The following is a 13,851-nucleotide window of genomic DNA, read 5'->3' as shown; positions in this document are numbered from 1 at the left end:
ACATATGAAAATATTGATAAAAGATAGCGATTGAAACATAGTTGATAAACAGAAACAAACAATTTTGGCTTATCAAACAAATTGTTTGCAATGTTTAGCAATCTATAAATGACAAGTCGCTAAAAATAAATCATCAAACATGAAAAAGCGACAGATCAGAATATGTCCAATCTATCGCTTTTGAGTAGGAGCTGGTCTTTAAATTATTGCCTGCTAGCGCTTACCCGCTACCAGACCATATACCCAGCTACCAATTTTATAGAACCCTACGATTATCAAAATAAGTACCACGGCTGACAACACATAAGCCAACCAATTGGGCACACTGCTCAACCAACCAATCGTAAATGCCAAGCCCATATAGGTCTCTACTGGCCAGTTCAGGATAGATGTCGGTGAACCAGCATTGAACAGCGCCATAAAGGCGACGATGCCAAGCACTGCGGTAACAATCCCTGCACGTTTACGATTATTCATGTTATTCCTCTATATATCATTCAATTTATTTAAACTTTCGCTTATCTTGTATTTTATTTTTGTTAGCGTTGAATCATCAGTGCAATAAAATACTAGCATATCAGGGGCTTGTTAGGACAATGAACCATGCATAGTCAAGGCATGGTCAAACCACCATCAACAGCGATGGACTGTCCCGTGATAGCCGCACTCAAATCAGACGCCATCAGCAGCACGGAATTGGCAAAGTCAGCCACTGAGGTCGCTTGACGTAACGGTGTGGTGGTGGCGATATAATCAAAGACTTCTTCAGTCGTTAAGCTGCTTGCATCAGTGGTTTTCAGTAGCCCACCTGCCAGCAAATTAACCCTAATACCATGCTGGCCAAGTTCAGCAGCCAAGTTACGCGTTAGCCCAATCAATGCAGACTTAGCAGTCGTGTAGTCGTAATAAGTGACCACTGGATTATAAACGAGGTTGGTTGAGATATTGATAACCTTGCCCATCTGCTGCGTTTTCATCTGTGGTAGTACAGCCTGTACCGTATTAACAGCACCCTTGACGATGCCATCCATTTGCTGAGAAAAGTGCGACCATTTGACAGTCTCAATACTGGTATAATCAGCACTAGGATTAAACTGGTAGCTTGGCAAGGCATTATTGACCAATATATCAATGCGTCCATAACGAGCAACCACTTCATCTGCTAGTGCCTTCACTTGTTCAAGCTCAGTAACATCTGCCTGATAAGCAAACGCCTGTCCACCTGCCTTAACAATATCATCAACGACTTTATCAGCCATCTCTTTACTTTTTAAGTAGTTAACGCAAACGATAGCGCCTGCTGCTGCCATTTGCCGAGCTATCTGGGCACCAAGTCCACGACTGGCGCCAGTGATGATAGCGACTTTGTCCGTGAGAAGCGCTGGAATCAGTGAGTGACTTTGAGTCATTATGTTGCATCCTTTATTATTGTGTTATGGTTAGTCTATTAGGGCGTGTCCTCAATCTGAGCACATCATAGCATGATTCGTTATTGCCATTAACTTGCTCAAGCTCAACAGAAAAGTCTCTGTTACCGTGTACGCCTTTGCCCTTTAAATTGTTAAAACTAACAACCATAATGGCTGACATAGCAGCAAAATCGTATCACCTCGCATGTTTTACTGTTTTTTATTCATTTGCTTCACTTTTATTTAGGAGAGATATTTTGACTCACTTATCATCGTCACGCAGCATTACTGGTCGCGTTCACATACTGCCAAAAGCCTTATTGGCAATGGCTGTCAGCTTGGCACTTGCCAGCTGTAGCAACTCTGATAATGCTGCAGCGGATGGCAGTACTGCCACGAGTAATGAGACGCTCAACCTCTATAACTGGTCAGAGTATATGCCACAAGAGATTCTTGATGGTTTTAAAGAAGAAACCGGCATTTCAGTCAATTACACCACGTTTGACTCTAACGAAGCAATGTATGCCAAGCTAAAACTGCTTGATGACTCTAGCCAATATGACTTAGCCATTCCTTCGACCTATTACGTTGAAAAGATGGCAAAAGAAGGACTATTACAAGAGCTTGATAAATCTAAATTAAGCAACTTTAAGAACCTCGACACTTCATTTACCAATACCAAAGTCGATCCTGAAAACAAGTACTCTATCCCATACATGTGGGGCAGCACTGGTTTGGCCATTAATGGTGACACTGTTGATCCTGCCAAGGTCAATAGCTGGAACGATCTGTGGAGTCCCAACTATAAAAGTCAGGTCATGCTGACCAACGATGTGCGTGAAGTCTTTGGTATGGCACTGCTGACCCTAGGCTACTCGGGTAACAGTAGCAATCCTGACGAGATTAAAGCCGCTTATGATAAGCTCACTACCTTGATGCCGAATGTGAAAACCTTTAACTCAGATGCGACACGCATGCCGTATATCGAAGGTGAAACCGCACTTGGGATGACATGGAACGGCGAAGCAGTCATGGCCAATGACGAAGGTCTGACCAGCTTAGTGTATAAATACCCATCTGAGGGCGCGATATTATGGATGGACAACTTTGTCATTCCAAAGAATGCCAAGCAAGTGGATGCCGCACATAAATTTATCGACTACCTACTCCGCCCTGAGAACGCTAAAATCGTCAGTGAAGAAATTGGTTATGCGTCACCAAATAGCGCAGCAAGAGAGCTGATGGATGAGTCAGTACGTAATAATCCAGCGATTTATCCTTCTAAGGACGTACTGGCTAAAGCGGAGTTCCAAGAAGATGTCGGCGATGAGGCATTGCAAGTGTATCAACAGTATTGGGATAAGCTAAAAACAGGTCGTTAATCGTTGTTTGTTAAGTGATACTTATCACCAGCCATCTTTGCTAAGTCTTAAAACAAAAAACGCCAACTATTAACAGTTGGCGTTTTTTTACGACTTTTTTTAAAAAAAAAGTCACTCAAAGTCACAATTCACAATCCACAGGTCAGGCGGTTTGATACAACTTATCGCCTGCTTAAAGCTTAAGAGCTTGAGTCGCCTTAAGTGTTTGAAAGCTGATTTTTTGAAAGTAGAGATGACTTATAGATGCAAATCAGTTTCACTGCCTTTATCCTCAATACGGCGTTGCTCTCGGCGCTGATATCGTAGGCCAGAAGCTGCAAACCATTGCGGCTTGGTCTTTTGTAATAAGTCACTGAGGCGCTGCAGCTGCACTTGCAATGTTTGCGTCAACCAAAAATACCCTTGCCACTCAAATCCTAAATTCTCCACACTCGGATACTCGGATACGGCGGTACGGGTGATGGGTTGAAACACTTCATCACTTGGACTGCGTAATACGGCTGCCATATGCAGCATGGCCTGAGTCAGTTCATGCTGATAATGTATCAATAAAATATGGTTTTCATCATCGATTTCTATATTGGCTAAACGTGGCGCTGCACTGAGCAATAAGTCAATCGTACCAATGATATTACGGTGGGTACGTTGAATGGTTTCCAGCGTCTCTTTGTCGATACCCGACTCACTGGCAGTCGCCGCGATGTGCGGACGCACGGCCAGCAGTCGCTTATTGATTTTTTGTAGTGCCTTGACTAAGGATTTGTTGACGGGCGTATCAGGGACAGAGCTACTTTTTGGGTAAATGATACTGGCTGAGCTGGTCGCCTTGCTATATTTAAACGGCTTGGGAACCAAGACCTCGGCGTCAATATGATTGCCAACCCCTGCATACAAATTGCTGCAGGTTTCAAGATTATTGGCCAATAAAAACCGCCACATCAAGGTCGACTTCAACGGCAAAATTAAGGTTGCTGCTACTGCGACCCCTGCGCCAATCAAAATATTAAAGGCGCGATATAGACCATCTTGAGCAATATTGCTATGGTCTGGGCTTGAGACAATCATCAACATAGTGATACCGGTCAGCAGACCAATATAGCCTAGTTGCTTGACGGCCACATAGCCAATGATGCCACTAATAATGCCAATCAATGCATAATATAACCACAGCCAACCCTCGGTATCTTGAATCAACCATAAAAAACTCAGCCCAACCACTACCCCAAGCAAAGTGCCTAATATGCGCTCTTTGGCCTTGGTATAAATCGCGCCCTGATATTGCAACAAACCTAAGATGACGAACACGGTAATGGTCGTCCACTCACCATGCGGCAAGTGCGTAAACTCATTTAACAGTAAGGCTGTAAGCACAGCCACACCCAAACGTATGGCATGCAAAATATCTGCATGCTGATAACGCGCATAAGGCTCAATGAACGGTGCGGTAAATCGTTGCCAAAGTTTCGGTTTCACGCAAGGTCACTCTTTTAATGGTTGGATAAATACAGGGTCGTATAATGATTGGCCTGATGTACGTTAGCTTAAACACTTCGCTAGCATTTATCAAAAAAATAACGTCTTTTACCTATTAAAAGATAAAAGACGTTTGAAAACGAAGCGGGATTATCAATAGTTGGATTTTTATCCAACCAATTATACTTCTAAAAAGTCCAGAATACCTTCAGCGGCTTCACGACCCTCCCAAATGGCGGTCACCACTAAATCAGAACCCCGTACCATATCGCCGCCGGCAAAGATTTTAGGATTATTGGTCTGGAATTTAAAAGTCTGCTCTTCTAAGGCCAATACCCGCCCCGAGCTATCCATCTCAACTTGCTGGGCTTCAAACCAGTCAGCTGGGCTAGGACGGAAACCGAAGGCCATAATCACCGCATCACAAGGGATAATCTCCTCAGAATTGGGAATAGGCTCAGGACGCTGACGACCACGATTGTCAGGAGCACCTAATTGTGTTGTGACCACCTTTACGCCTTTGACCTTACCGTTTAAACCAATGATTTCAATCGGCTGACGATTGAATAAGAAATCAACACCCTCCTCACGCGCATTGACCACTTCACGGCGTGAGCCTGGCATATTTTCCTCATCACGACGATAGGCGCAGACGACTTGCTCAGCACCTTGGCGAATACTGGTACGGTTGCAGTCCATCGCCGTATCGCCGCCGCCCAATACCACCACCTTCTTGCCTTTTAAGTCGATATATTCTTGAGCGTCTTTTTCCCAGTCGTTACAGCGATTGACATTGGCAATCAGATAATCCAGCGCGTCATAGACACCGTCTAACTCCTCACCGGCAAAGCCACCGCGCATATAAGTGTAAGTGCCCATACCCATAAATACGGCATCGTATTCGCTTAACAACTCATCAATCTGAATGTCAGTACCGATTTCTGTTTCAAGACGAAACTCAATGCCCATGCCTTCAAAGATGACACGGCGGTTGCGCATGACGTCTTTTTCCATCTTAAACTCTGGAATACCAAAGGTTAATAGACCACCGATTTCAGGACGTTTGTCAAAGACAACAGGTTTGACACCATTTCTCACCAGAATATCTGCGCAGCCTAGCCCTGCGGGACCTGCGCCAATGATAGCGACTTTCTTGTCTGTCCAAACGACATCTGACATATCAGGGCGCCAGCCTAGGGCAAAGGCCGTGTCATTAATATACTTCTCAACATTACCAATGGTCACGGCGCCAAAGCCGTCGTTTAAGGTACAAGCGCCTTCACATAGTCTATCTTGTGGACAAACGCGACCACAAACCTCAGGTAAGGTATTGGTACGATGACACAATTCTGCTGCCTGAAAAATTTGACCTTCGGTGGCCAATTTGAGCCAGTTAGGAATGTAGTTATGGACTGGACACTTCCATTCACAATAAGGGTTACCACACTCCAGACAGCGATGCGATTGCTGCGCCACTGCCTCACTCTCAAACGGTTTGTAAATCTCAACAAACTCTGTTGAACGAGTAGCGATGTCTTTTTTGGTTGGCTCTAACCGTGGCACATCTAAAAACTGAAAACTATTATCTAAGCGTTTTGCCATGATGCTATCTCTCTATAGTGGGCAGTGACAGTCAACGATACTTCATTAATCGTAAATGAAAAATATATCTACTATTAATGGACTTATCATTACTATGTCTATTGTTACTGTCACTTACCTGCTGAAAACCTATGTATTAAAACGTCTGTAAAAACCTACTATTGGCTACTGTGGGTCAGCCATGGTGGTTTTTAGAAGGCTGGCAATATTCGCCGCTTTTGGTTTGACCAAATAGAACTTGCGAACATAATGCTCAAAGTCAGCCAATATCGTCTGACCCCAAGCACTGCCTGTTTTATCCACATGGGTTTCAATCACTTGTTGCAAATGGATACGATGCTCTTCGGTTTGCTCGCTCGAGATACGGTTTAAGTCAATCAGCTCATGATTACAGCGATCAAAGAAATCACCTTCCATGTCGAGCACATAAGCGAAACCGCCTGTCATGCCTGCACCAAAGTTCAAACCAGTACGTCCAAGAATGGTAACAATACCACCTGTCATGTACTCACAGCAGTGGTCACCTGTGCCTTCGATGACGGCATGCGCGCCAGAGTTTCGTACACCAAAACGCTCGCCTGCCGTACCAGCTGCATACAACTTACCACCCGTTGCACCATATAAGCAGGTATTACCAATAATGGCCGTCTCTTGCGCCGTAAAACTTGAGTCTTTTGGTGGATAAATGATTATCTCGCCACCTGCCATGCCTTTACCGACATAATCATTGGCATCGCCTTCAAGCTCAATATTTAGACCGCCGGCATTCCAGACGCCTAAACTCTGCCCAGCAGTACCCGTCAGATGCAATTTAATCGGCATATCACTCATACCGAGGTTGCCCCAGACCTGCGCAATCTCGCCTGAGATACGCGCGCCAATAGAACGATCGCAGTTACCAACATAATAACTATAATCACCGCCATTACCTTGACGAATATTAAGCAGCATATCATTAATCATCTGCTCCGCCAGCAAGCCTTTATCAAACGGCTCATTACGCTCAACCTGACAGGTTTGCGCTTTGCCGCTACTGGCTGGATGGCTAAACAATAACGGCGTTAAATCTAAATGACGCTGCTTATCGGTATTGCCCTCTAGCACGTCAAGCAAGTCAGTACGCCCGACCAACTCCTCCATGCTACGCACACCAAGTGCAGCAAGCCATTCACGTGTCTCAGTCGCCACAAACTTAAAGAAGTTAATGAGCATCTCTGCTTCACCAATGAAATGCTCATCACGTAGCTTGGCTTTTTGCGTAGCAACGCCTGTCGGACAGTTATTAAGATGGCAAATGCGCAAATACTTACAACCAACCGCAATCATCGGTGTGGTACCGAAACCAAAGCTTTCTGCACCAAGAATGGCGGCTTTTACCACATCAAGACCCGTCTTGAGACCGCCGTCAGTTTGTACGCGCACTTTATCACGCAGCCCATTGACACGTAGCGACTGATGCGTCTCAGCCAAACCTAGCTCCCATGGCGAGCCAGCATGATGGATAGAGGATAGCGGTGACGCTGCCGTACCGCCATCATAGCCTGAAATGGTAATCAAATCAGCGTACGCTTTTGCCACACCGGTCGCGATAGTGCCAACGCCTGGACGTGAGACCAGTTTCACCGATACCAAGGCATCTGGATTGACTTGTTTTAAGTCAAAAATTAGCTGCGCCAAGTCTTCAATAGAATAAATATCATGATGTGGCGGCGGTGAAATCAACGTCACACCTGGTACAGAATAGCGCAAGCGTGCAATCAAAGCATTAACCTTGCCACCAGGTAGCTGACCACCCTCACCTGGTTTTGCACCCTGCGCCACTTTAATTTGCATCACTTCAGCAGAGCGTAGATACGCAGGCGTCACGCCAAAACGACCAGAGGCCACTTGCTTGATTTTTGAATTGCGCAGCGTGCCATAGCGTACCGGATCTTCGCCGCCCTCTCCTGAGTTTGAGCGGCCACCGATGGTATTCATCGCCATGGCGATCGCTTCATGAGCTTCCGGTGATAATGCACCTAACGACATACCAGCCGAGTCAAAGCGTGTCAGGATTGCTGAGATATCCTCCACGTCATTAACGTCAATTGAGTTGTCTGTCTTTAATTGCAATAAATCACGCAAGGTCGCAACAGGACGACTGTTAACCAAGTCGGCATAATGACGATAATTATCGTAATCACCCGTGCGTACGGCGGTATGCAGGCTGTTAATCACATCAGGGTTAAAGGCATGATATTCTTTATTAAACACAAACTTCAGCAGACCACCTTGATCGAGTGGCGCACGACGTTTAAAAGCATTAGCCGCCAATTGTGCTTGGTCAGCAGCAAGGTCGGCAAAGGTAGCGCCTTTAATCCGGCTTTGCACGCCTTTAAAGCATAAGCTCACAACTTCTTCAGAGAGCCCAACCGCTTCAAATAACTGCGCGCCGCGATAAGAAACAATGGTAGAGATGCCCATTTTTGATAAGATTTTCAGTAGGCCTTTATCCAAGCCCTTACGGAAATTAACACGGGCTTGAATCGGATCACCGAGTAGCTCACCAGTCGCGACTAAATCATCAATAACATCATAAGCCAAATAAGGATAAACGCATGTCGCGCCAAAGCCAATCAGTACCGCCACTTGATGCGAATCACGTGCCAGACCAGTCTCGATAATTAAATTGGCATCGGTACGAATGCCTTGACCAATGAGATAATGATGCACCGCACCGGTTACCATAATAGCGTTGGCCGGCACTTTATCGGCATCGATAGCTTTATCAGACAATACAATCAAAGTATGGCCTGCACGAATAGCACTCGCCACTTGCTCACAGATAGTGGCGATGGCTTCTGACAGCTCAAGGGTGCGATCATAATTTAAATCAATACGCGCCATCTTAAACGCTGGATCACCCAAAGTTTCAAGCTGCTGCATCTTGCTGGCAGACAATACTGGCGACGATAAGATAATACGGTGTGCATCTCGCGCAGAGGGCGCAAACACATTGGTCTCAGCACCAAGACAAGTCTGTAACGACATCACAATTGACTCACGTAGTGGGTCAATCGGTGGATTGGTTACTTGTGCAAACTGCTGACGGAAGAAGTCGCCGACATGACGGATTTGCTGCGACAGCACTGCCATTGGTGTATCATCGCCCATCGAACCGACTGGCTCTTGACCATTTTCGGCATTGGGACGGATAATTTCAGTACGCTCTTCATTGGTGATGTGATACATTTTTTGCAATGCTTTAAGCGGCTCACCGCGGCATGCCTGCGCTGCCAGCTCTTCTTCAAGGCGCTCATCATCACGGATACGGGTCGCTTCTTCGCGCAGCCATTTACGATAAGGATGCGCTTTCTTAAGTAAGGTCGCAATGGCTTTGGTATCTAAAATCTGACCAGTTAGCGTATCAATGACCAGCATCTGACCCGGGCCTACTCGACCTTTTGCCAGTACATCCTTTGGTGCATAATCCCAAACGCCAACCTCAGAGGCCACCGTGATATAACCGTTCTTAGTCGTCACCCAACGTGATGGGCGTAGGCCATTACGATCAAGCATACAGACCGCATAGCGTCCATCTTGAATCACCAGACCTGCGGGCCCATCCCACGCTTCCATATGCTGCGAATAAAATTCATAAAATGCCCGCAAATCCATATCCATACTATCGACATTTTGCCAAGCGGGTGGCACCAAAATCGACATAGCATGAAACAGATTCATACCACCAGACATCAGCACTTCTAACATATTGTCTAAGCTTGATGAGTCAGAGCCAGTACTATTCACGAGTGGGGTTAATTCGTTTAAATTGGGCAATTTGTCTGATTTTAATTTTGGCGTACGTGCTTCAGACCAGTTACGGTTACCTGTGATGGTATTCAGCTCACCATTGTGCGCTAGATAGCGAAATGGCTGTGCCAGCGGCCAACGCGGTAGCGTGTTGGTTGAAAAACGCTGATGGAATACAACAATATGCGAAGCCAAACGTTCATCTTGTAAATCCAAAAAGAACGCTGGCAGATCTGATGGCATCACCAGACCTTTATAAATAATAGTTTGGCAACTTAATGAGCACACATAAAACAGCTCATCATCAGCCAAGCGCTGCTCTGCTTTTTTACGAGCGACAAACAACTTACGGTTAAAATCGTCTGCAGCCAGATCATCGGGAGCATTGACAAAAACTTGCTTAAAATCAGGCAGCGTCTCACGGCCAATCTCACCAACGATACTTAAATCAAGCGGCACATCACGCCAGCCAGCAACCTCTAAGCCTTGCGCGGTAATCTCATCGCTTAGTACCTGCTGGCTATGCATGGCTTTAGCTTCATCTAAATTGACGAACACCATGCCTACTGCAAAGTTATCTGTAATGGTGAATTGCTGTTCAGTAGCTATATTTCTAAAAAACTCAGTAGGCTTGGCAAGTAATAGACCGCAACCGTCACCAGTTTTACCGTCAGCAGCAACACCGCCGCGATGCGTCATGCAGCTTAAGCTGTGGATGGCGGTTTTTACCAAATCATGGCTGGCTTCACCCTCAATGTGAGCGATCAAACCAAAACCACAGTTATCAGAGAAGTCATCTGGCGTGGCCAAATGCGTATGGGAGGAAATCATTGACATGGCTAGTCCTTTTTAGTGAACGGGTAACTTATATATCCAATGCGGCACATAAGCCAATACCCGTAAGCAGAACGGGCTGAGAATTAATATTCGTATATCCGAATTAATAAATGATGTAGCGCTCCGATTATCATTCTGTGACAGTAAGCTAAAGCCTTTACCGTGGTAATCGTGCAATGAGGTGTCAAAAGATAATGTGAATCAAAAGACAGTAAGTCATCGCCCTGAGTATTAGGATAAATATTTAATCCGCATACCAGTGACTTAAACATCAATAACGCAATGTGGTTATCTTCGTTATGTTGAAGTCGCTTGCTACCGTCCTTTACCTAGCGCTTAACGGTCATTAGCTAGATATGATGACGGGGTCATTTGATTAATTTGGAATATCTGACGCTCTGTACTCAAGCGCTTTACGAACCCCAAAAAGAGTGACAATAAGAGAGGTTGCGCTACTTACCTTAATTTTATGCTAAAGGATAAGTAACCGCGCTTGAGACAACAAATATTTAGCAAAAACACCTCATAAATCACAAGGACCTGCTAAACGATTGTTAATAGATAGTTGTTTACGATAACTATACAGAACGTCGCCCACCGTTATATTAGTTAATGATTGACAAAAAATCTAGTCTTTTCTATCGATTCATCAGCCATATTTTGTAAGAGCATTTATTATTAGGTGCGATTAAAGCTCTAGAAACCTTTTAATGAACTGACGATAAGGCTTCTTATAATATAGTAAAAATATCCTAAAAACGCTACGGTATTGCTGATATAAATTTTTTGTAGCCTCTGTCTGCGCAGGCACAGCAAGCAAGAAAAATTGATATCAGCAGCGTGTGATGTATCGATATTACTTTTCACTGACTATAGTAACAAAAAACCCCACTAACACGTTGTTAGTGGGGTTTTATTAGTGATAGCAACAATCCGAGCAGAATAACAATCACAAATTAATTGCTTTTCTCTTCTATCAGCTCTTTGATGCTGTCGTTATTCTTAGCCGCATTCGAGTTGGCTTGCTTATTTGCTGCACCAGCGCTACTGTTTGCATTGTTCGCAGTAGTTGGTGGTTTAGGGGTTGGTACCACTGGTGGCTTTTTGGTCGCGCTATTATCAGTACCTGATGGTGCAGGTTTTTTGTTCTCTTGAGCAGGCTTGGTCGCGTTACTTTCTTCTTTGGGCGTGCTTGCAGAAGATGAGTCTTCGTTCCCCACGATACGCTCTTCATTGACAGACAAAGTGGCAGAGGTATCAGCAGACTGACGGATGCTTTCTTCACTACTGTCATCGCCAGCACTTTGATTGCCACGGTTACTACTACTAGATGCGCGTTGCGTCTCACTATTGTCAGTGTCTTTGGCAACAGGCTGAGCCTGTTGACGCACTGGCACTTCACGCTTAGTCGGCTTTAAATTGACGGAACGTGTGCGTTTAGTGCTCAAATCCTTGACTGGATCTGGGCGCTCATAGTTATCAATAATACTGACATAGCGGTTGATTTCTTCTGGTAGCACACGGACATCAGCAGGCAGTTTGAAGTCGACAAGCTTGGCCGCCCCTACCGCTTCCTGTGGGCTACTCATCAGACCATAGGTCAGCATATAGCGTACTTGATTTTCCTCATCAAGATAGCGGAAGTAGGAGAACTTATTACGATCGTCACGGCTCTCTAGGTAGCTGACGATGACATCATTCTCGGCAACATTCATCACCTGAACGGTCCATTTACCTTTGTTGGCGAGCAAATAACGCTTGTCTTTAAACTCGTCAGGATAACTGCGCAAATCACGGATAGTCGCATCAAAATTAATCGGCTGCACATCGGTATCAAGCTCGTGCAACGATTCTATCTTTAACGGTTGCTCAAGCTCTGCACTTAACGTCTGCGGCGCTGATATCGGTGCATTCTCGATTTTGGCTCCCATCGCTGGCGTCTGACTGAACATCCAGACAAGCGCAGTAACCACACCCAATAGCAATGTCACCACCAACCAGATTAATGCTTGGCGGCGATATGATTGGCTAGCGCTACGCGTGTTCGGTCTTGGTGCTGCCATGAGAATATCCTTAGGGAAAATATATTTAAGAGCGTAAAACAGGCTCATTCAAATAAAGCAATGGCTAACGAGTTGGCTGTACTTAGCGTCAGTAGCTTCTGGATAGCAGCAATAGCTATTAGTGGTAAATTGCTAATAATTAAACGCTCATCACCAAGCAAAAAACCATCACGCGCTATGCTGTGACAATACATCCGTCAAAAGCTCGGCATCAAAATCATTGGTAAGTACCGCCTCACCTAATGATTTTAACAAAATAAGGCGGATTTGTCCGTGTTTCACTTTTTTATCATGACCCATTAATCTTAAAGCGGTTTGTACCTCTATGGCTGGCGGACAGGTTGGCAAACTTGCCAACTCTAGCACGCGCTTGACACGAGCAACATCCTCAATCGTTAGCCAACCAAGTTTTTGCGACAGCTCAGCTGCCTGTACCATACCAGCAGCGACTGCTTCACCATGTAGCCAATTACCATAGCCTTCATGGGTTTCTATCACGTGTCCAAAAGTGTGACCAAAGTTTAGTAAGGCACGCACACCCGACTCTCTTTCATCTTGCGCTACGATATCTGCCTTGTATTGGCAGCAGCGTTTTACCGCTTCACCAAGGACTGCCAAATCCAGCGCCATCATAGCTGGCAGATTTGTTTCTAGCCATTCCAAAAAGGCTATGTCCATGATGAGCGCGTATTTAATCACTTCAGCAAGCCCTGCTGACAACTCACGTGCCGGCAACGTCTTAAGCGTACTCATGTCAGCAAGCACCATCTGCGGCTGCCAAAAGGCACCAATCATATTTTTGCCTTGGCTGTGATTGATGCCCGTCTTACCGCCTACGCTCGAGTCGACTTGTGACAATAGTGTGGTCGGAATTTGGATAAAATTGACGCCACGCATAAAGCTTGCGGCAGCAAACCCCGTCATATCACCAATCACCCCACCACCTAGCGCAATTAAGGTCACATCGCGATTGAAATGCTCATCCATCAACACATCGTAAATGTGGTTGATACTGGCCTGATTTTTATACTGTTCGCCATCAGGCAGGACGCATACTTTAACCGTAAAATGCGCCGCTAACTCGTCTTCTAATGATGCTAAATATAAAGGCGCAACAGTGTCATTAGTGACTATTAACACTTGGCGACCATTAATATATGGCGCAATCTGCTGTGCCATACTGCTCTGCCCAGTAGCATCTTCAGTAGCGCTTTCAGTAATAACAATCGGATAATCATGACTTTGTGTATGAACGGTCAAACCATCAAGAAACAGTGATACAGCCATGAATGA

8 protein-coding genes are annotated in these 13,851 nt (G+C 45.2%); 1 reads left to right on the top strand and 7 read right to left on the bottom strand.

All coding sequences use genetic code 11. The features are described from left to right. Positions 1-213: 213 nt before the first annotated feature. Both QL919_RS05330 and QL919_RS05325 read right to left on the bottom strand, forming a co-directional pair. A complete protein-coding gene (locus tag QL919_RS05330) occupies positions 214-477 on the bottom strand; it encodes a hypothetical protein (protein ID WP_290188539.1) in 264 nt (87 codons plus the stop codon). 134 nt (positions 478-611) lie between these two features. Beyond that, positions 612-1,409, bottom strand: a complete 798-nt coding sequence (locus QL919_RS05325; RefSeq protein WP_290188538.1) for a 3-oxoacyl-ACP reductase — start codon at positions 1,407-1,409, stop codon at positions 612-614. A 257-nt stretch (positions 1,410-1,666) separates the two neighbouring features. Here QL919_RS05325 and QL919_RS05320 point away from each other — a divergent pair, with 257 nt between their 5' ends. Continuing rightward, a complete protein-coding gene (locus QL919_RS05320) occupies positions 1,667-2,791 on the top strand; it encodes an extracellular solute-binding protein (protein WP_290188537.1) in 1,125 nt (374 codons plus the stop codon). A gap of 237 nt (positions 2,792-3,028) precedes the next feature. Here the strand turns inward: QL919_RS05320 and QL919_RS05315 are convergent, their stop codons facing one another. From QL919_RS05315 to aroB, 5 genes are all read right to left on the bottom strand, one after another. After that, positions 3,029-4,264 (bottom strand): FUSC family protein, encoded by a 1,236-nt coding sequence (locus QL919_RS05315; protein WP_290188536.1) that lies wholly within the window; start codon positions 4,262-4,264, stop codon positions 3,029-3,031. Between the two features lie 180 nt (positions 4,265-4,444). Then, a complete protein-coding gene (locus QL919_RS05310; protein WP_290188535.1) occupies positions 4,445-5,866 on the bottom strand; it encodes a glutamate synthase subunit beta in 1,422 nt (473 codons plus the stop codon). Positions 5,867-6,031: 165 nt separating this feature from the next. Next, positions 6,032-10,495 (bottom strand): glutamate synthase large subunit, encoded by a 4,464-nt coding sequence (gltB, locus tag QL919_RS05305; protein WP_290188534.1) that lies wholly within the window; start codon positions 10,493-10,495, stop codon positions 6,032-6,034. A 956-nt stretch (positions 10,496-11,451) separates the two neighbouring features. After that, entirely contained in the window at positions 11,452-12,558 is a 1,107-nt protein-coding gene (locus QL919_RS05300; protein ID WP_290188533.1) for a hypothetical protein, read from the bottom strand. 168 nt (positions 12,559-12,726) lie between these two features. Beyond that, positions 12,727-13,845, bottom strand: coding sequence for a 3-dehydroquinate synthase (aroB, locus tag QL919_RS05295; protein WP_290188532.1), 1,119 nt, complete (start codon positions 13,843-13,845; stop codon positions 12,727-12,729). Positions 13,846-13,851 lie beyond the last annotated feature (6 nt).

This window comes from Psychrobacter sp. APC 3426 (assembly GCF_030408035.1).
GTDB lineage: Bacteria > Pseudomonadota > Gammaproteobacteria > Pseudomonadales > Moraxellaceae > Psychrobacter.
This window is presented reverse-complemented; position numbering and strand designations above follow the sequence as displayed.